25 protein-coding genes are annotated in these 26,050 nt (G+C 37.0%); 14 read left to right on the top strand and 11 right to left on the bottom strand.

The genetic code is table 11. The features are described from left to right. Nucleotides 1–6 precede the first annotated feature (6 nt). The 3 genes from fbaA (at nt 7) to ACMAYS_RS08645 (ending at nt 2,879) form a co-directional block, all read left to right on the top strand. Nucleotides 7–1,032: a class II fructose-bisphosphate aldolase gene (gene fbaA, locus ACMAYS_RS08635; RefSeq protein WP_103219046.1), complete on the top strand. Its 1,026-nt coding sequence runs from the start codon at nt 7–9 to the stop codon at nt 1,030–1,032. A gap of 94 nt (nt 1,033–1,126) precedes the next feature. Further along, the gene (locus ACMAYS_RS08640) at nt 1,127–2,059 is read left to right on the top strand and encodes a TIGR01777 family oxidoreductase (protein WP_103219047.1); all 933 of its coding nucleotides are present in this window, start codon (nt 1,127–1,129) and stop codon (nt 2,057–2,059) included. Between the two features lie 49 nt (nt 2,060–2,108). Next, nucleotides 2,109–2,879: a sulfite exporter TauE/SafE family protein gene (locus ACMAYS_RS08645; protein WP_103219048.1), complete on the top strand. Its 771-nt coding sequence runs from the start codon at nt 2,109–2,111 to the stop codon at nt 2,877–2,879. Here the strand turns inward: ACMAYS_RS08645 and ACMAYS_RS08650 are convergent. Continuing rightward, entirely contained in the window at nt 2,866–3,378 is a 513-nt protein-coding gene (locus tag ACMAYS_RS08650) for a hypothetical protein (RefSeq protein ID WP_392992324.1), read from the bottom strand. The genes ACMAYS_RS08645 and ACMAYS_RS08650 overlap by 14 nt on opposite strands. Nucleotides 3,379–3,563: 185 nt before the next feature. On the opposite strand from ACMAYS_RS08650, the gene ACMAYS_RS08655 reads away from it, so the two are divergent. Continuing rightward, the gene (locus ACMAYS_RS08655; RefSeq protein ID WP_412463102.1) at nt 3,564–3,749 is read left to right on the top strand and encodes a hypothetical protein; all 186 of its coding nucleotides are present in this window, start codon (nt 3,564–3,566) and stop codon (nt 3,747–3,749) included. Between the two features lie 3 nt (nt 3,750–3,752). Here ACMAYS_RS08655 and ACMAYS_RS08660 read toward each other — a convergent pair whose 3' ends face one another. Beyond that, complete coding sequence (locus ACMAYS_RS08660; protein ID WP_412463103.1) at nt 3,753–4,538, bottom strand: nitroreductase family protein; 786 nt, start codon at nt 4,536–4,538, stop codon at nt 3,753–3,755. A 19-nt stretch (nt 4,539–4,557) separates the two neighbouring features. Continuing rightward, the gene (pepN, locus tag ACMAYS_RS08665) at nt 4,558–7,173 is read right to left on the bottom strand and encodes an aminopeptidase N (RefSeq protein ID WP_412463104.1); all 2,616 of its coding nucleotides are present in this window, start codon (nt 7,171–7,173) and stop codon (nt 4,558–4,560) included. A gap of 139 nt (nt 7,174–7,312) precedes the next feature. On the opposite strand from pepN, the gene ACMAYS_RS08670 reads away from it, so the two are divergent. Further along, entirely contained in the window at nt 7,313–8,044 is a 732-nt protein-coding gene (locus ACMAYS_RS08670; RefSeq protein WP_103219053.1) for a PilZ domain-containing protein, read from the top strand. Here ACMAYS_RS08670 and ACMAYS_RS08675 read toward each other — a convergent pair. Beyond that, on the bottom strand, nt 8,010–8,948 hold the full coding sequence (locus tag ACMAYS_RS08675) for a hypothetical protein (protein WP_392992332.1): 939 nt from the start codon (nt 8,946–8,948) through the stop codon (nt 8,010–8,012). The genes ACMAYS_RS08670 and ACMAYS_RS08675 overlap by 35 nt on opposite strands. A 137-nt stretch (nt 8,949–9,085) precedes the next feature. Here ACMAYS_RS08675 and spt point away from each other — a divergent pair, with 137 nt between their 5' ends. Genes spt through ACMAYS_RS08690 form a run of 3 tightly spaced genes read left to right on the top strand, consistent with a single transcriptional unit; the run spans nt 9,086 to nt 12,420 of the window. After that, entirely contained in the window at nt 9,086–10,294 is a 1,209-nt protein-coding gene (spt, locus tag ACMAYS_RS08680) for a serine palmitoyltransferase (protein ID WP_103219055.1), read from the top strand. 24 nt (nt 10,295–10,318) lie between these two features. Then, entirely contained in the window at nt 10,319–11,446 is a 1,128-nt protein-coding gene (locus ACMAYS_RS08685) for an N-acetyltransferase (protein WP_103219056.1), read from the top strand. Then, nucleotides 11,446–12,420 (top strand): NAD-dependent epimerase/dehydratase family protein, encoded by a 975-nt coding sequence (locus tag ACMAYS_RS08690; RefSeq protein WP_103219057.1) that lies wholly within the window; start codon nt 11,446–11,448, stop codon nt 12,418–12,420. Before ACMAYS_RS08685 ends, ACMAYS_RS08690 begins: the two co-directional genes overlap by 1 nt. A gap of 1 nt (nt 12,421) precedes the next feature. Here the strand turns inward: ACMAYS_RS08690 and ACMAYS_RS08695 are convergent, their stop codons facing one another. From ACMAYS_RS08695 to ACMAYS_RS08710, 4 genes are all read right to left on the bottom strand, one after another. Continuing rightward, nucleotides 12,422–13,030 carry a sterol desaturase family protein gene (locus ACMAYS_RS08695; RefSeq protein ID WP_103219058.1) on the bottom strand — a complete coding sequence of 203 codons (609 nt, stop codon included), beginning with the start codon at nt 13,028–13,030 and terminating at the stop codon, nt 12,422–12,424. Nucleotides 13,031–13,405: 375 nt separating this feature from the next. Continuing rightward, entirely contained in the window at nt 13,406–14,485 is a 1,080-nt protein-coding gene (locus tag ACMAYS_RS08700; protein WP_103219059.1) for a metallophosphoesterase, read from the bottom strand. Nucleotides 14,486–14,487: 2 nt separating this feature from the next. Beyond that, nucleotides 14,488–15,450, bottom strand: coding sequence for a GGDEF domain-containing protein (locus ACMAYS_RS08705; RefSeq protein ID WP_103219060.1), 963 nt, complete (start codon nt 15,448–15,450; stop codon nt 14,488–14,490). An 8-nt stretch (nt 15,451–15,458) separates the two neighbouring features. After that, entirely contained in the window at nt 15,459–17,117 is a 1,659-nt protein-coding gene (locus ACMAYS_RS08710; RefSeq protein WP_103219061.1) for a hypothetical protein, read from the bottom strand. A gap of 226 nt (nt 17,118–17,343) precedes the next feature. On the opposite strand from ACMAYS_RS08710, the gene ACMAYS_RS08715 reads away from it, so the two are divergent. Genes ACMAYS_RS08715 through ACMAYS_RS08725 form a run of 3 tightly spaced genes read left to right on the top strand, consistent with a single transcriptional unit; the run spans nt 17,344 to nt 19,502 of the window. Then, complete coding sequence (locus ACMAYS_RS08715) at nt 17,344–18,405, top strand: L,D-transpeptidase family protein (RefSeq protein WP_103219062.1); 1,062 nt, start codon at nt 17,344–17,346, stop codon at nt 18,403–18,405. 11 nt (nt 18,406–18,416) lie between these two features. Further along, on the top strand, nt 18,417–19,154 hold the full coding sequence (locus ACMAYS_RS08720) for a hypothetical protein (RefSeq protein WP_103219063.1): 738 nt from the start codon (nt 18,417–18,419) through the stop codon (nt 19,152–19,154). 9 nt (nt 19,155–19,163) lie between these two features. Then, nucleotides 19,164–19,502 carry a bactofilin family protein gene (locus tag ACMAYS_RS08725; RefSeq protein WP_103219064.1) on the top strand — a complete coding sequence of 113 codons (339 nt, stop codon included), beginning with the start codon at nt 19,164–19,166 and terminating at the stop codon, nt 19,500–19,502. A 15-nt stretch (nt 19,503–19,517) separates the two neighbouring features. On the opposite strand, the gene ACMAYS_RS08730 is transcribed toward ACMAYS_RS08725, so the two are convergent. Next, nucleotides 19,518–20,120 carry a hypothetical protein gene (locus ACMAYS_RS08730; protein WP_103219065.1) on the bottom strand — a complete coding sequence of 201 codons (603 nt, stop codon included), beginning with the start codon at nt 20,118–20,120 and terminating at the stop codon, nt 19,518–19,520. A 134-nt stretch (nt 20,121–20,254) separates the two neighbouring features. Between ACMAYS_RS08730 and ACMAYS_RS08735 the strand changes: the two genes are divergently transcribed. Further along, nucleotides 20,255–21,196, top strand: coding sequence for a hypothetical protein (locus tag ACMAYS_RS08735; protein WP_392992340.1), 942 nt, complete (start codon nt 20,255–20,257; stop codon nt 21,194–21,196). Here the strand turns inward: ACMAYS_RS08735 and ACMAYS_RS08740 are convergent, their stop codons facing one another. Next, nucleotides 21,197–22,576: a M16 family metallopeptidase gene (locus ACMAYS_RS08740; RefSeq protein ID WP_412463105.1), complete on the bottom strand. Its 1,380-nt coding sequence runs from the start codon at nt 22,574–22,576 to the stop codon at nt 21,197–21,199. A 19-nt stretch (nt 22,577–22,595) separates the two neighbouring features. Further along, complete coding sequence (locus ACMAYS_RS08745) at nt 22,596–23,987, bottom strand: M16 family metallopeptidase (RefSeq protein WP_103219068.1); 1,392 nt, start codon at nt 23,985–23,987, stop codon at nt 22,596–22,598. Nucleotides 23,988–24,053: 66 nt separating this feature from the next. On the opposite strand from ACMAYS_RS08745, the gene ACMAYS_RS08750 reads away from it, so the two are divergent. Continuing rightward, a complete protein-coding gene (locus ACMAYS_RS08750) occupies nt 24,054–24,842 on the top strand; it encodes an MBL fold metallo-hydrolase (RefSeq protein ID WP_103219069.1) in 789 nt (262 codons plus the stop codon). Between the two features lie 85 nt (nt 24,843–24,927). Next, a complete protein-coding gene (gene ald / locus ACMAYS_RS08755) occupies nt 24,928–26,037 on the top strand; it encodes an alanine dehydrogenase (RefSeq protein ID WP_103219070.1) in 1,110 nt (369 codons plus the stop codon). The last annotated feature ends 13 nt before the right edge of the window (nt 26,038–26,050 follow it).

The following is a 26,050-nucleotide window of genomic DNA, read 5'->3' on the forward strand; positions in this document are numbered from 1 at the left end:
CACTGGATGCCAATAGCTACTTATGAACAATACTGCGATATGTTAGATAGCGCTAAAAAAGGCGGATACGCATATCCGGCCATTAACGTAACATCTACTTCAACAGCAAATGCTGCCATCAAGGCCTTCGCTGACATGAAATCAGATGGAATTATCCAAGTTTCAACTGGAGGTGGTTCATTTGCTTCAGGCCAGGCCCTGAAAGATGAAGTCCTAGGTGCAATCTCTCTAGCTCAACACGTTCACCTTGTTGCTGCAAAGTACGATGTACTTATTGCTCTACATACTGACCACTGTCACCCAGAAAAAGTTGATAGCTTTTTAATTCCTCTTATTGAAGAAACAGAAAAAAGAAGAGCTCAAGGTCAACCAAACCTTTTCCACTCACATATGTTTGATGGTTCAGTTCTACCAACTGCTGAAAATATTGAAATGAGTAAGAAGCTTTTAGAGAGATGTGCTAAGAGTGAAATTATTCTTGAAATTGAAACAGGTGTTGTTGGTGGTGAAGAAGATGGTGTTAATAATGAAGATGCACCAGCAGATAAATTATACACAACACCAGAGGAGATGGTTGAAGTAACAAAAGCACTTCGCCCTCTTGGTAAGTTTATGTATGCGGCTACTTTTGGTAACGTTCACGGCGTCTATAAGCCAGGTAACGTAAAGCTTCGTCCACAAGTTTTAAAAGACGGACAAGCTGCTGTTACGGCTGAGCTTGGAGCAGATGCAGAAAACTGGCTAGTTTTCCACGGTGGTTCAGGAAGTGAGCTATCTGAAATTCACGAAACACTAAACTATGGTGTTGTAAAAATGAATATCGACACTGACACTCAATATGCTTACTCTCGTCCAGTGGTTGATCACATGTTCAAGCACTACGATGAGATGCTAAAGATCGAAGGTGAAGTTGGAAACAAGAAACAATACGATCCTAGAACTTGGATGAAAAAAGCTGAAAACGCAATGACTGAACGTATTGCACAAGCTTGTCGTGACTTAAAGTCAGATGGAAAGTCGATCAACCTTTAATTAAAAAATTCTAAAGAGTGGGTATTACGAAAATCGTGGTACCCACTCATACTTCATTAATAAATTCTTCACAATTCATCCATATACTAAAAATATGAAAGTATTAATTAGTGGTGGTTCAGGTTTTATTGGCACAAATTTAACACAATCTTTGCTTGAACACGGCCACGAGGAAGTGCGCATACTCACACGCGATATTTCAAATAAACAAAGCAATGAGCAAGTAAAGTATTACAAGTGGGATGTGGAAAAAGGCGAAATGGATATGGCGGCCCTTATGGGGGTAGATGCTGTTATTAACCTTGCTGGTGAAAATATCGCAGACTCCCGTTGGAGCGAAGAAAAGAAAGACAAGATCTATAACTCACGTATCAACGCGACAAACTTACTTCACGACAAATTAAAACAGCTTGGAACAAGAGGACTCCCCCTGCCTAAAAAATTTGTTAGTACTTCGGCAATTGGTATTTACGGCGACCGCTCCGATGAAGAGCTCACAAGTGACAGCAGTATCAGCGGTGATTTTTTGGCCGAAGTCTGTCAGCACTGGGAGTCCAGCGCACTAAGAATTCAAAACCTAGATATTGATGTCAAAATTATCAGAGTTGGAATTGTTCTTTCAAGTGAAGGAGGTGCACTTGCAAAAATGCTCCCCGCATTTAACCTAGGTCTTGCAGGACGTATTGGCGACGGTCATCAGTACATGAGCTGGATTCACATTAGAGACCTTTGTGACCTTTACTGCTTCTTAATCGAACATGACACCGAAAAACAAGTCATAAACGGAGTAGCACCTAACCCAATTGAAAATATTGATTTCACACAAACACTGGGAAGAGTTCTTCACCGTCCTACTTTTATTCCGCTGCCAGAATTTGCAGCTAAAACAATTTTTGGTGAAATGTCTCAGATTATGCTCGCAAGTCAAAAAGTTTCATGTGAGGAGAATAAGGCCTGTGGCTTTGAGTACTCATTTAATTTTCTTGAGGCTGCTCTAAGAGATACCCTAAAGAATCATAGCGAATAATTTTCATCCTCTACTATCTTTCTATTTCAAAAAGAGAGATAATCTCCGAATGGAAGATTTCACATTAGTTCAAGCTCTCATTATTTTTACTCTCATTACTTTCGCAGGATTTATCGACTCCATGGCCGGAGGTGGTGGCCTAATAACAATCCCTACTTATATTGCAACAGGTGTCCCTGCTCACCTTCTGCTTGGTACGAATAAATGTGTTTCATGTATTTCAAAATCACTTTCAATCATTCGCTATGTGAAGCGTGGCAAGATTGACTTTAAATTTATTCTACCTCCAACAATTGCAACTTTTAGTGCTTCTTTAATTGGTGCCCAACTTAGCACTATCCTTGAGTCAAAGCACATGGTCTATATTTTAATCTTAATCATTCCAATCATCTTCTTTATGAACCATCTAAAGAAGAAAAGAGAATTAATGGATCACTCTCCACTTGAAAAGATGCAGGTTCTTTTTCGCTCAGTTCTTATTGGACTAGTCATTGGTGGTTATGATGGCTTCTTCGGCCCAGGAACCGGAACATTTCTTATCATCTCAATGATGTTCTTTCTTCATTTCGACATACTTGATGCCTCACCTCATGCGGCATTTATGAACTACGTAAGTAATATTGCGGCCTTTATTACGTTCTTAATCAAGGGTGCTATTATGTGGAAGATTGTTGCAATCGCCCTGCCGGCAGGACTTCTTGGGAATTACCTCGGCTCAAGCCAAGTTATTAATGGCAATAAGGCCACAGTCACAACAGCATTTAATGTTGTTCTTGTGGGCCTTTTATTTAAGTCTATTTACGATATTAGTACGATGTAGGACAAGAAACTTTTCTAAGTTTAAAAGTGAAAGCGCGATCGATATTGCGAGCTTGAGATTTTAGTTCAACACTTCCCTCAAAGAAAGCTCCAACTTTATTAATTGAAAGCTTTAGGCGGTGATCAACTTTCTCATACATCTCTTTTTGCGAACGATACATATAAATATCCTCATCAACCTCATAGCTTAGCGAATTCTCACTCCAAGAATATTCACCTAGGTCTTGGAAGAGAATAATTGGTGAATACGAGTAATACACATCATCTCTTACACCAGTAAAGAAATTGAAAACATTGATTGGCTCAATACGATTAGTCTCAACATTTTTATAAGTTCGAGAAAAGCTATAATCTTCATAAGTGGTAAGATTTCTCTCATAATCAGGTCCATGTGGAACAGACTGCTGATTATGTTCAATTGTTTCAAAACATCCGTATAGCTCTTGAGGAGTGATTGCAAATAGGTTTACTGTAACAAGTAAGCTTAATAAGTATTTCATGTGAAAATCCTTTTCATTTTTATAACTTAGCTACCATTTTAGGTGACAATTAAATTATGAGCAAATAAGCAAAACTTACATCAATAAGAAAATTTAAAGATGTAACAAATCACAAGAACTTTACAAGGCGCTGACTTCGTTCAACTTAGGGACAGATAGAATGAGAATGTACTAAGGATGTGTATATGAAATATTTTTCAATTCTTACTCTTTGCCTATTATTGACGAATCCTAATAATGATTTGAGAGGACAAGGGGGAAATTCAATTAAGAATAAAAGCAAACAGGCCAACTTTATTTCTCGTATTCGACTGAATACAAGAAGAAGCCTTCTTTATTATCCATTCATTCCACGCTACATGATCGCATAGTGCTTAATGCTTAATGATGAAATCATCTTTTGGAAATCTAAACTGTGGGCCATAGACGCCTTTACTAGAACGCTTTCCTACTCCAAGTACCATTGTGACATGATCCTTGCATCCAAGACCTAATAGCTTCTTTACGCGTTTAGCATCAAAGCCTTCCATTGGAAGCGTGTCATAACCTTGAGCGCGAATTGATAGCATGATATTTTCACAGGCAAGTGCCGTTGTCTTATGTGCCCAAGTTCTAAGCTCAGATGGAAACATTGGCTCACGAAAGATCACTTGGAATAGGCCAATTGTATTATAGAACGCCCATTTAAGAGGTGAAAAAATACCAAAAGGTCCCATATATCCATAGGCCATTGGGGCGATCTTTGAATAGTACGCTTTTACGGCCTTAGGAACTTCAATGCCATCTTTCTTTGAGGCGGCTTCAAGAGAAGCAAGCATGCGCTCACAATTCCTCTTCCAAGTACCAGTCTTTGCCACACAGACAATTAGATGCTTTGCTGTTTTGGCACCATTTTGACCAAAACAAAGTTTTGCAAGTTCTGATCTCTTATCCTCAGATTTAACCCAGTGAAACTCCCAAGGTTGAAGATTAGAAGAATTTGGTGCAAGCAGACCGTGCTCAATTGCCTTTTGAACAACCTCATCCGGAACTTCTTCATCACCAAAGACACGAACAGAGCGGCGTGAAGAGACAACTTTTTCGAATTCTTTAAAATCAATTTCCGGAGCAACTTCCGTATAATTTAATTCAAGTTCTTCAGTAAAAATATTATCACTCACGCCAGTCTCCCTTCGTTAACTATGAATTTAAAGTTTTAGATAGTTTTTCAAAAACATTCTTCGAAGTCTTTTCGTCATTAACGATTGCTTCAAGCTCAAGACGTGCAATCTCTTTAAGATCAGCTGGCATCTTACGGTAATCATTAAATGCACCAGCAAGTCGAGAACCTGATTGAGGGTTAATTGCATCAACCTTTCTAATCATTTCAGCAATGAACTTAAGTCCACGTCCACTTTCGTGATTGAATTGAACTTTGTTACGAGCAAATGTTCCAATTAGTGACGATACTAAGTTTGGTACATTCATATCAAAGACTTCATCTTTCATTAACTCTTGTACGCGATCAAAAGTTGAGTCATCACTTGAACTTGCCTGAACACTTAGCCACTTTTGCATAACAAGAGTTTGATCTTTAAAACGTGTATAGAACTCTTGTAAAGACTCAGCAGCACCAGGAAGCTTTTCGTGGACGATAACAGCTAGAGAGTTCATCATATCAGTCATATTTGTCGCAGTTTCAAAACACTTACGAGCAAGAGCTTGGTGTCCATCAATTTTAGCAAGACAACTAAGAGTAAAGCCTCTTAACCTTCTCTCACCCATTGCCTTAGCATCTACCTTGAATTCTCTTTCCGTACTAAGATCATTGTAAATAGCAACTAGATCTTGTTCATAAGTACTCGCAAGTAGCGTATATAACTTTTCTCTTGCTTCATCGATAGCGCGATAATCTGGGATAGTAATTGTTGAAGCAATATCAGTCATTGATGGAAGCCCAAGACATACGGCCTTAAACTCTTCATCAATATTTTGATCCTTAAGGATTGCCCCCCATGCTTGAATAAATTTCTCATCAACTTGGTAATTTGAATCACTAAGAAGTGCATGGATATTTTTAAGAGCAAGTGCTTGTCCCGCTTCATAACGATTGAAATCGTCATTATCATTTGCCATTAAGAAAATGAAGTCTCCATCTGTTAGATCCGATCGCAGAACAACAGGTGCACTGAAGTTTCTATTTAGAGATGCTACTGGTCTTTCTGTGATATTTTCAAATACGAATACTTCTGAATCTTTTTTAATATGAAGAAGTCCTCTTCCAAGATCAGCTTGATCGTCTCTATTTTTCAGAGCAAGCTTCATATCAACACCTTTGCTATCAAGAAGTCCGATAACAAATGGCATATGGAATGGCTCTTTTGTTGGCTGCCCTGGAGTTGCAGGCGTTGATTGATTTACAGTTAGAGTAAATTCATTTGCCGCTTCATCGTAACTAGACGTTACATCAAGAACAGGTGTTCCCGCTTGATCATACCATCTTCTAAATTGAGAGAAATCGTAATTATCATTGGCGACACTCATTGCATTTGTGAAATCTGCTGTCGTTACCGCTTGACCATCATATAGCTCAAAATACTTATCCATACCACGTTGGAAACCTTCTTCTCCAAGTAGTGTGTGATACATACGAATGACTTCTGAACCTTTTTCATAAATAGTCATGGTATAGAAGTTATTCATTTCAATATATGACTTTGGCTGAATTGGGTGTGACTGCGGGCCAGCATCTTCAGGGAACTGAGCTGCTCTAAGATTAATAACGTCGTTAATACGACAAACTGATCTTGAGTTTAGATCTGCAGAGAACTCTTGGTCTCTAAATACAGTAAGACCTTCTTTAAGAGTTAGCTGGAACCAATCACGACAAGTTACACGATTTCCTGTCCAGTTGTGGAAGTACTCATGTCCAACTACTGATTCAATACCAAAGAAGTTATGATCTTCTGCTGTCTCTTTTGAAGCAAGAACGTAAGCAGAGTTAAAGATATTTAAACCTTTGTTCTCCATTGCACCCATATTGAATGAGTCAACGGCAACAATCATATAGATATCAAGATCGTACTCAAGTCTAAATCTATCTTCATCCCACTTCATTGACTTCTTAAGTGATTCCATTGCATGGTGAGACTTGTCTTCATTTCCTTTATCAACAAAAACCTGAAGCTTAACTTCACGGCCTGACTTTGTTGTAAATGTATCTTCAATTAGAGCAAGATCTCCAGCGACAAGAGCATAAAGGTATGCAGGCTTTGCAAAAGGATCATTCCACACAGCAAAGTGCTTCCCACCTTCTAGATCGCCTTGTTCAATTAGGTTTCCGTTAGATAGTAGAAATGGGTATGCTGCTTTGTCTGCAACGATCTTAGTTGTAAAAATGCTTAAATTATCTGGACGGTCGATAAAGTAAGTAATTCTTCTAAATCCTTCAGGCTCATTTTGCGTACAAAACATTCCACCTGATTTATATAAACCATCAAGAGCAGTGTTGGCTTTAGGGTTAATTTCATTGTGAATCTCAAGAGTGAACTTTTCTGTTGGAAGTGCACTAAGAGTTAAGATCTCTTTTTCTTCGTTGTAGTTTTTAAATTCTTCGCCGTTAACTTTTACAGATTTTAGAATTAATTCTTCACCATTAAGTTCAAGAGTCTGACCGCTTAATGGGACAATTTCCATCGTTGAATATACTTGAGTTTTTGTATCATCTAAATGGAATTCAAGATTAACTGTCTCGATTTTGTGAGTTGGCGCTTGATAATCCGCCAAATACTTGACCACAGGAGTTTCGCTTTTCATATATACCTCGTTATTTCCTATAATTTTGAGTATTTATTTGTAGAATTTGCCACAATTTGAACTGAATGAAAACTTTGATTAGAATATATTTAATATTAAACACTTAAATTAATTTAGAGATTATTAAAGTGAGAACTTGATGGATGCGAATAAGAAATTTTATTTCTCAGAAATTCCCTTTGAAGAGAAGATAAGTTTTTTAAAAAGGGCCCTAAGCGATGGATTAATCATTGAAATCTGGCGCAAAGGACAAGAAAAAGACAAAGTCGAAAGCTTCAAAATTAAATCTTTTGATGAAAGTGAACTCGAATTCACTCTAGACTTTGACGCAAGCCTAATTGCGAAATTGGCAGGTTCAAAAAACAAGGACAATGAAGTTCTTCTAAAAATTAAGTTTAAATCAGTTATTTTATTTTCGAGTTCATACCTAAGCTTCATTGCGGCAGAAGAAGTTTATAAGCTTAAAGTTGATCGTCCCGTCTATAAGAGTCAGCAACGATCTAACTACCGCTTGCATGCAAATGCTTACATCCCTATTCAGATTAAAATCGAAGAAGATGTCTTTGATTGCAACGATATCTCGGCCGGTGGAATTAGCTTTAACTGCCCAAAAGACTTCGCTGATAAATTCAAGAAAGAATCAATTTTTGATAATGCGACAGTAAGACTTGCGTCGAAACGTTTTGAAATTCCACAAGTAAAAATTGCAGCGACTTGGCCAATTGAAAATAATGAAGAAACACCAATGGGTATTGGTATCGCCTTTATGAATATGGACAAAGAAGTCGAAGAAGATCTTGTGCTTTCAATTAATTCAGAGGCCCGCGGAGAAGAGCTTAGGAAGCAGGCGGCAATGAAGAAAGGCACTTAGAGCTTTTATTTTCTTTTAAATTCAATTCTTTGAAATAAGTATCTAACTCAACTTGTTTGAGAATATCTTTTAATACCCTCTCATTACCTTTAGAAAAGTAATCCTTGAAAGCAAGAATTGTTTCAAGCTTAGGGCACCCGATTGGCATACTAAGAATGAAGGCATTAATATCTTCTTGCTTAATGCCCTCAGTGAGAAAGCGCTTATAATTTCTATCGTGCCAGGCCTCGAGGTAGCGGGCCAGATAAACAGATATTCCAGTTTTATGTGAATCAATTTTAAAGAAGTTTTTTGCAACAAAATCCTTGAGATCTTCATGATTCGGAATGGCACTTATCAAGGCACCAAGATCTTTGTAAGCAATGCTGCCTTGATCTTTTTCAAGTAAGTGGATAAACATTCTCAAGTCTCCCGATTTCTCAAACCAAGGCCTAGGAAGCTTGATGGCCATGAGATAGAAAGACTTTTTGGCCTTGTCAGAATTTGTAGCATTAACTAATTTTAAAAATTTTCCTCTAAGATTTTGGAAATAATCATAGCACTTATAGTGATGGCAATTGGCCATTGCCGCTAAGTACATTTCGACTTGAACAGTGCTCATCTCCCCTTCTTCAAGTGAAAGATGAGAGCAGCCGCCAACAGAAATAAGCTTGCCACAAATATAGTAGATATCATCTCCATAATGAACGTGATACCTTTTGAACTCTTTCTTTGAACGATTTAAAATACTTACAAGTGAACTTCGGTATTCAATAGGCCCATTTAGAGAGCTAAGGATTTCTTTTCGATCACAAAAAGTATTTAAATCACAAGGAGGTTTCCAATCAGAAACTTCAATTTGTGTTTTTTCATCTTGAATATTCTGCTGCTGACACGAAGCAAAAACAGTTAAGATAATAAACATGATGCATGTTTTAAAAGTGAATAATTTAAGTACCATAGGCGCTGTCACTGTGCGTATAATTTGTTGACTTGTCAACTCAATCTAGCTAAATTCAAGCTTACCTCTATTATTAATACAATTCGAATGAGATGTGAAATATGGCACTAAAATTTTCTAGCGCAGCTGACCGCTTGATGGACATGGCAGCAATGCTAAAATCTAAAGATCTTTATCCTTTTTTCCGCCAAATTGGTGACTCAGAAGGAACGATAGTAAAGATTGATGGAAAAGATCAAATCATGATCGGTTCAAATAACTACCTAGGCCTAACACATCACCCTCACGTAAAAGAAGCGGCCATTAAGGCCATTGAAAAATATGGAACTGGTTGTACAGGATCTCGTTTCTTAAACGGTAACCTAACAATTCACGAAGAACTTGAAGAAAAGCTAGCGCGCTACCTAGGACACGAAAAAGCTCTTATCTTCTCAACTGGTATGCAAACAAATCTTGGTGCTCTTTCTGCTATCTGTGGCCCAAGAGACTGTATGCTCTTTGATTCAGAAAATCATGCTTCAATTATCGATGCCTCTCGCCTAGCAATGGGAACGACATTTAAGTATCGCCACAACGATATGGAGTCTTTAGAAGAGCAACTTGAAGCAAATATTGATCGCTTCCAAAAAGTAATCATCGTTGCAGACGGTGTTTTCTCAATGACTGGTGATATTGCAAACCTACCAGAGATGGTTAGACTTGCTGAAAAGTATGGTGCTTATATTTACGTCGACGATGCTCACGGTATCGGTGTTATGGGAGAAAAAGGCGCTGGGACAATGAACCACTTTGGTGTAACTGATAAGGTTCACTTAAACATGGGAACATTCTCAAAGTCATTTGCTTCAATTGGTGGAGTTCTTTCAGGTGATGCTGAAACAATCAACTATGTAAAACACCTAGCAAGATCTTTCATGTTCTCTGCTTCAATGGCACCATCTGCTGTAGCAACTGTTTCGGCATGTATTGACGTTATTAACTCTGACGATACAATTCACGATCGCCTATGGGACAATGTTAAATTCATGAGAAATGGTTTCCAGGAAATCGGTTTCTATACTTACAACTCTCAAACTCCTATTATTCCAATCTTTATTGGTGATGATGTTAAATCAATGCTTGTAACTAAATTTCTAGGTGAAAATGGAGTCTTTGCAACTCCAGTTGTTCCACCGGCAGTTCCTAAGGGAGAAGCATTAATCAGAACAAGTTACATGGCCACTCACAACAAGAGTGAGCTAACAAAAGTTCTAGAAGTTTTTGCAAGAGCAAAGAAAGAGTTTGATATCCCTTCGACAATGGGACACTAATTATATTTTTAAGGAGATAAGTCTATGGCCATTTATATCGAAAAAGTTGATATCTTAAACGATAAAAAGGCCCGTAAAAGATTTATTGACGTCCAATTTAATATTTATAAAGAAGACAAGTATTGGGTTCCACAACTACGCATGGAACTCAATAAACTCTTTAATCAAAAACATCCTTTTTATCAAACAGCGCAAAGTGCCTTTTACATTGCAATTAAAGATGGAAAAGATGTAGGCCGAATCATGGCCATCAACAATCACAACTATAACCAGTTCCATAGCACACAAGAAGCTCACTGGGGATTCTTTGAGGCCATCGATGATATCGAAGTCTTTAAATCTCTTTTCAATTGTGCAATGGAATGGGGAAAATCACTTGGCCTTGAGCGATTTATTGGGCCATTTAATCCATCAACAAATTATGAATGTGGAACACTGATTAAAGGTCATAATGAAATTCCAGTTCTCATGATGATGTACAATTATGAATACTATCATCAATACTTAAATGAGCTTGGTTTTACTAAAGCAAAAGATCTCCTGGCCTACCATATGAAGGCCGATTTCGAGATGCCGGAAGTAATCAGAAAGATTGCCTTAAGAGCCGAAGACAAGGCCAATATTACTTATCGTACAGTTTCTAAGAAAAATTGGGCGAAAGAAATTGATCTTATGTATAGTATCTACAATGATGCTTGGGAGCAGAACTGGGGCTTTGTTCCAATGACAAAGGATGAGTTCTACGCCATGGCAGCAGACCTTAAAACTGTTGCTGACGAAAAACTAATTCTCTTTGCCATGGTTAATGGTGAAGAAGCCGGCTTCATCGTGGCCCTTCCAGACTTCAATCAAGTCCTACACAAAATTCCAGATGGAAAGCTATTTCCAAAAGGTATTTTTCAAGTTCTTCGTGCACCAAAGCTTATAGATGGTGTTCGAGTTATTACGATGGGTGTGAAAAAGAAGTATCGTCTGTATGGACTTGAATCAATTCTTTATTACAGATGCCATGAGAATATTAAACAGTATAAAAAATATAAGAATGTAGAGATGAGCTGGATTCTAGAAGATAATATCAATATGAATAAACCACTCATTCGCATGAATGCTGTTCCTTACCGAACATATCGAATTTTTCAAAAAGAGTTATAATGAAAGTCTTAGTTACTGGTGCAACAGGTTTTGTCGGCTCACATCTTTGTGACAAATTAAATCAACAAGGACATGAGGTTTTCGCTCTTGTGAGAAATCCTCAAAAGGCGCAGTCTTTAAACTTACCTGGCGAATATATCCAAGGTAGCCTTGAAGAGGCCTCAATCAAATCATGGGTAAGCGACCTACCAAAAGACTTAGATTGCGTTATCCATACTGCGGGAATTGTTTCAGCAAAACACTCTCTTACTTTTGCAAAGACAAATCACATTGCCACAGAGAATTTAATAAATCGCTTAAAAGTAAAATTTGAAAATATTCATTTTATGCTAATTTCTTCACAAGCTGCGGCCGGTCCTTCATCGCAATTAGTTGATGAAAGCATCGAATGCTTACCTGTTTCGGCCTATGGCCACTCAAAGCTTGCTGCAGAGATTGCAGTCAGAGAACTTTCTCCAGAGAGTTGGAATACCACAATAATCCGACCTCCAATGGTGATAGGCCCACGTGACAGTGCCGTTTTAGATGTTTTCAAAATGGTTAAGGGCCGTATTGTTACAGGCCCAGGACTTAACTTTAGAACGAAGAAATATAGTGTCGTTAATGTTTTTGACCTAGTCGATGCAATCATTCTTTGTGCATCTCAAGAGCAAACAAAACAAGAAACTTATTTTGTAACTTCCGTAGATGAAGTAACTTTTGAAGAATTAATCAATGAAATTTCGAACGCTCTAGGAGTTCAAAAGGTTATGTTTATGGCATTACCAATTTGGCTACTAAGAATAGTTGCGGGAATTATCTACACTCTTCCAATTCACCTACCTCTTACTGGAGATAAGATCAATGAATTGGAGCAAGATGCTTGGCTTTGCAGTAACTCAAAGATTAAGGCACTTGGCTTTGTCCCTAATTATAATTTAAAGGACACAATTGAGATGACAGCGAAGGACTACAAAGAGCGTAAATGGCTCTAACTTAGTCTTCCTTAGGTCCTGTCACAGTTCTAAAAACATAATCCCATAATGGTGAGCTTACACCGTACTTAGCTTTCTCATGTCTAAAGTGATGCTGAAGATGAAATTTCTTTAAGTAGCGCCCCACCTTGCCACTCATTTTAAAGTGATGAGTTGCATAGTGAATATAGTCATAGCAAAGATAGCCTATTGTGAAGAAGGCCATAAAACCTGGCATATAAAAAGCTGGAATAAAAAGTGAAAAGAATAGCCAAATCAGCCCCATGATCAAGATCGCTGGCACAGGCGGCATAACAAGCCTTGTCGGATCATTAGGGTCATCATGATGTAGCCCATGAAACAAGAACACAAATCGCTCTGAAAGTGGCCCAATAGGCTTTAAATGGAAAACAAAACGATGAAGTAGATATTCTGTAAGAGTCCAAATAATTAAACCACTAACTGCACATAGAATCATTTGTAGATGAGTGTAACCAAGTTCAAAATATGAACGATAAATTAGAAAACCAATAAATGGCGCCCAAAGCACTAGTGGCACAATTGGATGAACATGGGTAAATGACTCAAGAATTGGATTTTTAAATATTCTAATTGATTCGTACTTTTTCACAACTTCTACCTGATTAAATATCCTCTATTTCTACCAAAAAAACTCGCTCAAGTCAGCTTTTAGCGACCTAAAATGTCCAGCTTTAACCCATATGAACGTGAATTCAAAAGTAATAAATTTTTGTGATGTCAGAAAGTAGAAAAACATATTTTATAGAGTGTGTAAATACCCTACTACAAGGGAGATAGAATAATGGACTAAGTTAATTTTTGCTGCGAGCTACTGTAAGAAAAAATCTCTTGTGGTTTCTGTAAAATCGAATAAACTTATTAATAAGCAGAGACAAAAAATTAAAGACACTTCGGCGTTTCGGGAAAGGACTTTTTAGGAACGTCGTTTTTTTTCAAAATCATCTCAATCAATCTTAATAATCATTTAACTCGTTCTAATTTCTTCAATATATGGTTTCCATTGGCCCATCCACTGATTCATGGACGCATTAACTAGTGAATTACTCTCTGGATGTACATTTACACTACAATAAGTAAGACTTAGCGTATCTTGGTGCTTTCCAGCATCAATCGATGGGATATTATTCCAAGTTCCAGTGTTGAAATAATAACGACCTTCTGGGAATCGCCTCCACTCTTGTAAATGGGTATGCCCCATAACAACAGTATGAATCGAGCTATCGCGATCAAGAATCCTTCTGGCCATGCGCTCATAGCGTGGATAAATTGTGATCTGTTGAAGAATTTTTAAGTTTGTTTTGAAATTCGAGTTCTGTCGTGTGTAATAATTTGAGTGAGTCTTAATGACATAGTTAATACACGTGATAAATAGGCGCCAAAAGAATCTTGTATCATTAAAAAGACACCATTTAACATATGAAGACATAGGCCTTACTTTATCAATATAAGGACGCTCTTTTTTAAGCTTTGGTAGAACGTTAATGCAAAAAAGAGAACCCCACGGAAAGTTCAATATATCCTTACCACCAGGTCCGCGAATAAATTGTTTTGCCTTTGGTACAGTGTTTACAGCTTCAAATCGATGCCCATGTTCAACGTGTAGGCCATTTTCTAAAAAAGTTTCAGTAAAGATAATATTATCACCACAGATTTTTGAAAACTTCTCTTGTGCACCTTTAAAAAGCATACCAACATCGTGATTTCCTACAACATAGACAACACGCTTATGTGGCGCTCTTAAAAACTTTTTAAGACCTGCAAAAAAACGAGGGTGTCCTTTAGCGATATCCTCAATCTGTTTAATAGTCATTGCCTCATCGACGACATGAGTGAAAACACCATCTGAATCGATTTGAATGAGATTTAAGATATCTCCATTCATGATGATTGTTACAGGTTTCGAATAATATTCATTCGTTGAAAAGTAGTCGCAAAATTCATAGAAGCGATTGTCTTCAAAGAAATCTTCTAAGATATTAAATTCACCGTTTTGCAGGTAACTACCTTTGCCTAAATGGAGATCAGATAAGATTAGATACTTCATATTTATGAGTCTGCAACACAGACCTTGCCACGTCCAGACTTTTTTGCTTCATACATCATTCTATCGGCCATTCCGATAATTTCATTACGTCCTGAAGCGTTAGTTGGGTAATTGGCAACACCAATTGAGACACTCAATTGGACATCTTCATCCTCATGAGTATTGATTTCAAGCTCTGCCTCTATTTTATAAACAGTAGACTTAACTCGACTAAGAATTCTTTGTCCGATCATCTTAGCATCTTCTAACGAAGAGTATGGAGCAAGAACGACAAACTCATCTCCCCCATAACGATAACAAAGATCATCCTCTCTTACAGTAGAACGAATTGTTTCTGCGACCTGCTGAAGTAAGCTTGTTCCAATCAAATGGCCATGGCCATCGTTGATACTTTTAAAGTAATCAATATCGATGAAGATAAGAGAGAATGAACGTTCTAGTGCATCATATTCTCTAATAGCAGCATCAATATCACTTTTAAATTTTCTTTGATTATAAAGACCTGTTACATCATCAACGTGAGCAAGGGCCTGTAGTCTTTGAAGTTCTTTTACTTGTAAGAGACTTCTAAACTTCGATTGAATATAGTTTTCTAATTGTCTAAAGATATCTGAAGGAAACTCTCCATTCAATACAAGATATAGACTTTGACTTCCATTGAAGCCGACCTCGACAAAGCGATACTTATCACCTTCTATTTCAAGATGAAGCTTTTGTGTCTTTAATGCACCCATTAGTTCTTGATAGACCTTACTTGGATACTCTTCAATAACTTTATTATTATAGAAATCTCTAATGATTGGATTTGAGGATTCATTATCTAACGTCGCAAAAACGAGTGGCGTTTTTGAATCAAACTCTGTCTTAATGAAATCGCGAAAAGACTTCAATACGATATTGAAATTATGCTCTTCAACATTTTGACAAATAAATTCTAAAAGTGCTTTATACTGTTTTTCCAACATACTAATTTTTAATCATCCAGTTCTAGTTCATCATCTAATTCTAATGTATCAGCAACTACATTCAAAGATCCTCTTAGATTACTAATAAGGCGTTCAAGTTTTTGCTCAGCTAAAACTCTTTCCTTCTTTGCTTGCCTCTCATTAATTGCAACGTTTTCCATATTAAATTCAAGAGTATCAATTTTTCGCTTAAGCTCTAAAATCTTCTCATCTCTTGCTTTTATTTTATTATCACTATCGATGGCCATAAGTTCTAATTGACTCTCTAGCTCTTGTTCACGTGCTCTAACACTTGTATGATCGATTTTTAAGCGTGTCCCAATTTCGGCCATCTCTTCTCTCATGGCCTTATTCTTAGCTTCACTAAGCTCTAGCCCATGCTTGTATTTATCAAGAAGTGATTTCGTTTCCTCAACTTCAATTGCATGTCGCTTTTTAGCAATCGAAAGCTCAATATTTTTTTCATCAACTTCTGTTCTTAAGCTTAACGAATCTCTCTTAAGAAGCTCAATCATTGTTTTTAATTCATTTAGTTCAGTTAAAAGTTTAATACGATCTTCTTTTAACTCTGTAACAGTTACTCTTAAATCAAGTAACTGCTCTTCACTTAGGGAGCTTAAAATGTGCCCAGGGTGAAAGTTAATATTTGCACTAACGTGATTCGATGCTGGAGCGGCCGGTGCCGATGCAACGAAATCATGGTGCTCAGAAGCAGCAGGAGTTTCAACCGAATCAAATCCCCCAAGATCAATATTGCCAGTTTCTTCAGTTGGTGAAACTGCCGTTACAGTTAAGGTCTCATCTGGAGAATTATACTGCTGGTGATTTGCATCAACCATTCCATCAAGTTGGGCCATTGTATCTTCTTGGCCAACAGAAGGAAGTTCCACTTCATTAGTTGTTTCATCATCAAATTGATCAAGATCATCGTCTAGCGACATATCAATATCGGCGTCGAGATCATCAAGCTCGGAATCGAGATCTGCATCAAGACTATCAAAGTCATCTAGATCTCCCATATCATCGAGTTCACCTAAATTATCAAGGTTACCAAGTGAATCTAATTCATCATCTAAATCTTCACCTAGTGACATCTCAAGATCATCAAGGTCCTCATCTAAAATATCACCTGAATCTTCTTCAAGGTTTACTGAAAAGTCATCAGCTGTTTCTATTTCAGATTCAGCACTGGCCTCTACGGCATCATCTTCTTCATCAATTTCTTCATCGACTTGTTCTAGCTTATCTTCAACAATAATCGGATTATTATCCAGATCCAAGTCATCTTCACGAGCTGCATCTAGAGAAGCATTTGGAATAGTATCCCCTTCTTGAGTAAGGTTGATGGTAATACTAGATGAAAAATCCATATCAAGATCAGTTGGAGAATCTGCATTTACTGGAGCATTTTCTACGATATCATCATCACCACAAAGATCGATGGCACTGACATCATCAAAATCTAGCTCAATACCTTCATCCAGTGGGGAGCTGTCTTCATTATTTAGCTGAGAGAAGTCAATATTAGTATCAACAAGAGTTAGAGAAGTCTTCTCTTGTGCGTCACTGCTACTATCAGTATCGCTTCCAAGAACTTCATCAACCGCATTTTGAATTTTCTCACTTTCAGCGAGTAATTCTTCCTGTTGCTTCTTTTCTGCTGACATAATTTTCCCCATCGCGGCCATGCAAAACGTATGAAATTTATTTAAATATGGCCTTTTCTTAAATCCTTACCCTCTACTTTTCGCCTTTTTTCGAAAAAAGTTGAGTACTTACAACGCATAAAGTTATTTTATCGAAAGTTATTTTACTTTTTGAGGCATAAAGACTTGAGAAGTGATTAAAAAATGTTCTACAATATTAGGTAGTTATCAAATATAAAGGCTTTTCATGATTAAAAAACTATTATTTTTATCGACTATTTTTACATCTACTTTTTTTTCAGTAAGTAGCTTTGCTCAAGAATTTTTTCCATCGAGTCTACTTTTATTAAATGATTACTTCGCTCATCATGTGATCGTTGCAGAAAAGTCGACTCATACAATCTACCTATATGAAAATAATAATGGCCTGCCACGTTTAATTAAAACATATCAAATGGCCACAGGTCAGAAAGTTGGAAATAAATCATTTCAAGGTGATCGTAGAACACCAGAAGGTGTTTATCATTTTGAGCAATTCATTGAACATAAAGATTTAATTAGAAAGCATGGTGAGCTTGGAGCTCAATATGGGGTTGGAGCGTTTGTTCTTAACTACCCTAACCCAATTGATAAAGCGCTAGGAAAAACAGGTGGCGGAATTTGGCTACACTCAACAGACAACGAGCCAAGAATTGACAAAGGCCTAGACTCAAAAGGTTGCCTTGTTGCTCACAATGTAAACCTAATTGATATTTCAAAATTTATTGAAATTAATAAGACAAATATTGTCGTTGTTCACAACTTAAAATTCTTTAACAAGGAAACTTGGGAAAAAGAAAAGAATGAAGTCCTTGATACTGTAAATGGTTGGCTAACAGCTTGGTCAACAGAGAATATCAATGACTACTTAAGCTTCTACTCACGCACAGATTTTATCGATCCAACTCGTGGACGTTACAATTCATTTGCTCAGTATAAGAAGGCCGTATTTGCAAACCCAGGGACTCCTTCAATTCAGTTAAAAGATTTAACTGTATTAAAAGCTGATGACTATGTTGTCGTAACGTTCAAGCAAGACTACACTAGTAATACAATTAACGATATTGGAAAGAAAACGCTCTATTTAAAGCGTGACCCTTATTATAAGTGGAAGATTGTCGCGGAGAGATGGCAGCGTATTCCAATGGATATTACAAACGAGAGGGAGCACTTAAGTTTTGAACCTTCACAGAGGTTCTTTACTTCGCAAGACCCAAAACAAATTTTCACACTGAATCTCACTTTAACGAGACCGTATAGCGAAAATTAAAAGGGAACGGGATGTCCACACCATCAAGTAGTTCAAAGGCAAAGAATAATTTGTCTTTCATTCTTTATGAAAATAATAAAGTACCAAGATACTTACAGCTTTCTCCTCGCGAGTATAAAGCAATCATTTATGTACCAGTTGTTCTTACTGTATTTTCTATATTTGCCTTAGCTGGCTCATACTTCTACACGAAGAATATTGAAAAGCTTATCAAGGCCAAAGAGCCATTAATTATAAAAAATCTAAGAGATGAGAACTCGACTCTGGCACAAAAGAATACTGAGTTAACAACTCTGAACCTTGACCTAACAAATCGACTTGCCAATGAAACGATTAGTGCAGTTAGTGCAAGTTCACTTAATATTATTGCTCCAGTAAAAGGTCAAAAAGACCTAACGAGTCCGGCCAGCATTAATATCGAAGACTTAAAAGTAACTAAGAAAGATGATAAAGCGGAACTTAACTTTAATATTATCAATATCACAAAAGATAATAATAGGGTTTCTGGTTATATCCATATTTTCTTATTCGATGGGAATAACTACTTCCACTACCCTGAGGGCGGTGACTCAATTAGAAATTTCTCACTTAACTACACAAAGGGTGAATCATTTGCAACATCACGCTTTCGTCCTGTAACAGCTAAGTTTGATATGCCTAAGAATAAAACAGTTATGTTTAAGATTTTTATTTTCAACCGTCTTGGCGATATTGTTCATCAGCAATTATTTAGAGAAGAAATTAAGTAGGGCCTTACTATGGATTTAAGAGATCAAAATTTTACATTCGTTGGAATTGGCTCAGTTATTAAGGGTGATATTGTATTAAATGGCCCTTCTCATATTTGCTCGACTATCGAAGGCGATATTCAAATTGATGAAAAACATCAACTAACAATTGAGCCACAAGGAAATGTCCAAGGGCGTATTCGCTGTGGGGACTTGAATATCTATGGTGTAGTAAATGGAGACATAACTGCACAAGGTAAAGTTAAGGTCTTTCCTACAGGAACTGTTAAGGGACAGATTGTCGCTAAGAATATTAATATTGCTCCAGGAGCAAAGGTTAATATGCAAGGGCATACTTTAGAATCATAGAAGTGATTTTACTAGTTAGCGTATAAGCCGATCGATAATTCCACGTTCAAATTTAAAAACAAGACCTAATGAAATTAGATTTTCATGCCCATTACCATTTTCTTGGTAAACATAGCTTGTATGAAAATTAATTTTTCTGGTTATACGAAAAAAATCATAACCAATACCAATTCTTAATCCACCTAGTGTTGTATCTCTTCTAAGGCCATAAGTATTGGCCGCTCCAGCAAAGATATTTCCATCAGAATTTCCTTCAATAAAATCATTAAATGAAACAAGGGCATACCCTAATTTTACAGCAAGTCTCTGAATTGGATAAAAATGAAATTCAAGTCCATAGATGGCAAGCGATTGAACTGCCACCCTATCAACACCACCATGTTTAATGTCGCCGCTTAGATCAATTCTTGTATAGAATGCCTCGATTCCAGTAACACGATTTCTTACCCCATAGGACAAATTATAGCCAATACCTGTAGTTGCCGTATCATATTGGTCCATTTTATCATTTGTCCCAATTCCAAAAACACCATCAAACCTTAAATAAGATATATCGGCCTTTACTTGAAGACAGAGAAATAATAAAGTGAATAGTTTTAAATATTTAGCTAAGCTCAATTAACCACCTCTAAGCTATTGTAACAAAAAGAAAATAAATTTTCCTGAATCAAGATAAGTGGAAGTTTTTTCTCAATTTTATCTATTTAATCACCCAATTAACTTTATTTTAACTATGGCCCGATTCTTTAGGCATGAAAAAGACAAAGCTAAATACATGTATCTTATCCTTAACACTTTTTATGAGCTTACTCTTTGGTACGGCCTCATGTAAGGAAGTAGAATCTGTTATCAAGGCGGAACCCTTACCTGCACCAAGTGGCAATTATCTTGAACCTGGAGATATCATTGTCATGAATTATACTTCTGACTCTATCGTTCAACTTGATAGTAATGGGGTTTTTAAAAGAACGATCTATCAAGCAACTGGCAACAGTGTTCTTTTGATGGCCCTTGGTTGGTCGAGTGAGACAAATCAACTTCTTTTTACTACTGATGGCAATGACCGCGTACTTGGTATAAATGCCTACACAGGCAAGGTTTCTGATGTCATTGTGCACACGGGACTAAATGGTGCATTAAGAGGTGTAACAGAGCTAGCAAATGGAAATATCGCAGTTCTTGAATCCAACGCCCTCGAGTTATTTACTCCACTTGGAGATGGACATCAAAGAGAGACTTCAGGCTTTCCTATTGCAAATATCATCAATACAGGACAAGGCATGGCATCACTAAGTGATGGTGGCTTCATTATTAGCTCACGTGGCTCTGATCAAATAAGAACTTATGATGAAGATGGTGTTCAACAAAATAGTGTCGCAGGGCCAGCAGGTGCAACTGATGGCTACTTTGCTATAGAGCTTGATAATGGTGATATTGTGGGTATTTGGAGTGGTGCAACTGATCAAGTGATTGAATATGATAGCTCTTTAACAGCAACTGGAGCAAGTTATAGCAATACGACTTACCTTACAAATCCTAGAGGTGTTGCCCAACTACAAAGTGGTAATATTATTGTTTCAGATTATTCATTTAATCACTTAGTGGAAATTGATATTAGTGATTATTCTCTTGTAAGGATAATTGGGCAAGGCCTCTCAGGCCCTACCCATATTCTGGTTGTTCCAGATTATTAATTATAAAAAGTTTTTGTAAGAATAAACTTTGATCTTTGCAATCTTCTTTAGAGCATTCATCATCTTCTTATCACCAAGAACAACTATTTGAACCTTGTCATAAGGGAATGCTGAGTAAATAGTCTTTGCAACATCCTCTTGCGTGATTTTATCAACTGAGTTCGTGTACTCTAGAAAACGCTTAATATCCACTTGAGAATTATCAAGGCTTACTAACTGTCTCATAAAGCTTGATGGCTTTTGAAATTGAAAAGCAAATCCACCTTTTACGGCCTTTCTTACCTTTTCAATTTCTTCCATCGAAATATTCTCTGCCTGAGAATTGTCCTTTAGAATTTTGATTACTTCTTGAACCATCTGATTAACAGTTTCTTCTTTTGTAAAAGTTGAAAGAATAGAGCGGCCATAGTCTTTTTGCATACCAGCTGTTGCCCATGCAGAATAAGTTAATCCTCTTTTTGTTCTAAGTTCCTTTACAAGAATTGAAGTGAAACCACCACCTAAGTATTGAGACATAAACTCTAAATTCTCAAAGCCAGGATCTTCTTTCTTGGCCATGTAAATTCCAGCTCTAACTTGTGCTTGGTTCGCTTTTGGAACTTCAACAAAGTGAATAAGTGGCTTTTCTGGATTGAACTTCTTGATCTCTTTTACTTCAGTATCTAAATTTCTAACAAAGCTTGCTTTAGAATCAAAACCACATTCATTAGTAACAATATTTTTAATCTTTAGGATTGAGCGTGGACCAGTGATATAAACTTTCTTTTTAACATCATCTCTAAAATATTTCAGACGACTTTGAAGATAGCTTCTTTTAATTCTCTTAATATCTGCGAGTCTTCCCCTTACATCTGATACGTATGGAGTCCCCTTTAAGCTTATAGTACGAAATGCTGTAGAAGCTAATTCACCATGATCTGAAACAAGATTCTGTCTTTGGGCAGTAAGAGATTTCTTAGCTTTAGATAGTTCTTGAGCAGGATAAACTGCATCTCTAAAGATATGACAAATTTTCTTTGTAGTAGGAATAATGTCTTTAGCAAGTCCATTATATGAATAACTTGAGAATTCGTGAGTTACATTTGAAGAAGTTGAAACCCCATAGAATTCTAGGTTATCTGCAATTTCATTAAGGCTAAAACGATTTGTTCCACTCTCAAGTAGATCAAACATCATCTTAGTTACACCTTTAGTGCGGCCATCTTTAATTGCACCATCAGCAAAGAATATCGTTACATTATAAGTAGGGAATTTATCATCTTGAATATAAGTGACATCGATATTTTCCCATTTAAATTTTTCAATTTTATCGACTAGTTCATTGGCACTAACACTCATGAAAGTCGATGCAATGATTATTGATTTTAAAATTTTATTCATAGCTACTAATCCCTTCATCCTAGTTACGATCCCAAATTGATAAGAAAACATAATCGTTACCAGAAATATAGCGACGACAAACATCACGAACTTGATCAACATTCATCTCACTATAACTCTTAAGCTGTTTCTTATATTCTCTATAGTCTCCATTAAAGAATTCAGAAGAACCTAGGAAACTAGCTAGGCCATCATTAGTCGAAATTGCTTCATAGTATTGTTTAAGAAGCATATTCTTAGTCTTTTGAACTGCTCTTGGGGTAATGGCCTTTTCACATGAATCCTTTAAAGACTTTAGAAGTTTACGACGAGTGTCCTTAATACCTTTCTTCGGAAGTAACTCTCCTCCAATAACGAAAATACCACCATTTTTTAGGTTATAGTTGTATGAGTAAACCTTAGAGAGTCTTGGGTTTTTCGAAACAACATAGTTCTTTACTAAGTAAGAGCTTGTACCTGTTCCCAGAATATCTGAAAGAAAATCGAGAGCGTAAGTGTCTTCGTGAGTAACTGAAACAGAAGGGAATGCAAGTCTAAACATTGGGTTTTTCGACTGTCCTTTTAGACTTCTTACATATGGAAGCTTACCTTCTCTTTTATATCTACCAGCATCATCAAGCTTTGCCTTCTTTGTATCAAGAGTCTTATTCATTGGAATTTTACCAATAGTATCTTGAACCTTTGAAAGAATTGCCGAAGGATTAATATCACCAACAATCACCATAATGGCGTTATTTGGAGCATAAAAGTCATGATAGAACTCAAGCATTTGTTTGCGATCTAACTCTTTAACATCCTTTGCGTCCCCTATGACAGACCCTCCATAAGGAGTTCCATTAAACATGGCCTTCATCATAGCGAGGTGAATCTTACCACTTGGTCTATTCTCATAACGCATCTTTCTTTCTTCAAGAACAACTTGTCTTTCCTTTTCAAAAGGAACTTCTTCAAGCATGAGATTTGCCATTCTCTCCGCTTCAAGTTCAATCATTTTCTCAACTGTCTGAGCTGCGATATTCTCGTAGTAAACAGTATTATCAAATGTTGTATAAGCGTTAGAATTACCCCCATAAGTTTCGATATAGTCAGAGAAGTATTCTGCTGGATAGTTCTTCGTTTTCTTAAACATCATGTGCTCTAGAAAGTGTGTCGCTCCAGTTGTCCCCTTTCTCTCATAGCGTCCACCTACATCATAAAAAGTATAGATCGAGGCAATCGGTAATTTCGAATCACGAACAAGTAGTAAGCGTAGGCCATTTTCTAAAGTGTGTTTCTGAACATCAATATTTAGTTCTAATGAACCTAGGCTTAGGTCCTTATTAGAATGTTGATTTTCATTTGTAGATGAACACGATGAATTTAGAATAAGAGCTGCGGCTGTAAAGACAAATAAATTAATTGCTTTAAACATCAAATCTCCAATAAAAGTTAATATAAATAGCTTAAAAACTTATGATTTTCTTGGCAATATAAAGTTATGAATTTATTAGTTACGTTCCTAGGAACCGGAACAAGTACAGGTATTCCAATGTTAGGCTGCAGCTGTCCAGTTTGCACAAGCTCTAATAAACACAATAAACGATTGCGTACTTCATTTTTAATCCAACAAAATGATACCACAATTCTCTTTGATACGGGGCCAGATCTTCGCACGCAATTATTGCGTGAAGGCGTAAAGGATATCAGTGCAGTTATTATTTCACATGCCCATGCTGATCACTTGAACGGCATTGATGATATAAGGCCATTCACCTTTAAACACCCTATTAACCTCTATACAGACCAAAATAGCGCAAATATTATGAATATAAGATTTAGCTATATCTTTGGAAATAACCCTGGTCACATCGGATCAAGTCCGAGGCTTTTGCTCAACGAAATACGGCCAAATACCATAAGTAAGATTTGCGACTTAGATTGCGAGTTCATAAGTCTGCCACATGGCAATGGGACAAGCTTAGGTCTTATTATTGGAAAGCTTGCCATCATTTCAGATTGCCATGAGATCCCGCAAGATGAAATAGAAAAGCTACGCTCTTACAAATTAGATTCTCTCATTATTGACTGTGTGCGACACAAGCCTCACCCAGCTCACCTTTATGTCGAAAGAAGCTTTGATTACATTAGACAAATAGGGGCCAATCATAATTACCTAACCCACATGGGCCACGAACTTGATCACGACTTATTGCAACAAGAGTGCGATGCTCACTTTCCAGATGGAAGTGTCAAAGTTGCTTATGACGGGCTAAAATTCGAGGTTTAATTTATTGTAATAGCATTTGAAAACAATTATATTTGCCTCATATATTTTATGAGTATTTTAACGCCTTCAATTCAATGGAGTTTTTATGATTATTGGTGTTCCTAAGGAAATTAAAAATAACGAAAATCGCGTAGGTCTAGTTCCAGGTGGTGTAAGACAACTTATCCACGATGGTCACGAAGTATACGTAGAAACAAATGCAGGAGTTGGAATTGGTATTTCTGACGAAGCATATATTCAAGCTGGAGCAAAGATTCTTCCATCACTTGAAGAAGTATTTGAAAAGTCGACAATGATCATTAAGGTTAAAGAGCCTCAACCAAGAGAAATTGCTCTTTTAAAACCACACCATATTCTTTACACATACCTTCACCTTGCGGCAGATGAGCCACAAACAAAAGGTCTTATGGAGTCTGGATCGACATGTATTGCATACGAGACAATCCAACCTGCAGACGGATCTCTTCCACTTCTAACTCCAATGTCTGAAGTAGCAGGAAGAATGGCAACTCAAATTGGTGCCGCTTACCTTCAACTTGATCATGGTGGTAAAGGTATTCTACTTGGTGGTGTACCAGGTACAAGAAGAGCAAAGGTAACTGTTATTGGTTGTGGTGTTGCGGGAACAAACGCAATTAAAATGGCAATGGGTATGGGTGCAGACGTAACTGCAATCGATCTATCAACTAAGCGTCTTGCTGAGCTTGATGACCTATTTGATAACAGAATTACAACTTTATTCTCAAATATCGACAATATTGAAAAATCAGTTCAAGAGTCGGACCTTGTAATTGGTGCAGTACTTGTTCCAGGTGCAAAAGCTCCAAAGCTTGTAACGAGAGAAATGATCTCTAAAATGGAAAAAGGTTCAGTAGTTGTTGATATCGCTGTTGACCAAGGTGGTTGTATTGAAACATGTAAGCCAACAACTCACCAAAACCCTACTTTCCTAGTAGATGGTGTTGTTCACTACTGTGTTGCAAATATGCCAGGTGCAGTTGCTCAAACTTCAACTTATGCACTTACAAACGTAACTCTTAAGTACGCTCGTATGATCGCAAAGTACGGTGTTGAAGAGTCAGCGATGATGGATGAAGCATTTAAGAAAGGGATCAATATCTACAAAGGTAAACTTGTGTACAAGCAAGTTGCTGAAGATCTAAATCTTGAATACACTCCACTAAATCTAAATTAAGATTTGAAATATT

Origin of the sequence: Halobacteriovorax sp. RT-2-6 (assembly GCF_047085025.1) — a bacterium.
GTDB lineage: Bacteria > Bdellovibrionota > Bacteriovoracia > Bacteriovoracales > Bacteriovoracaceae > Halobacteriovorax_A.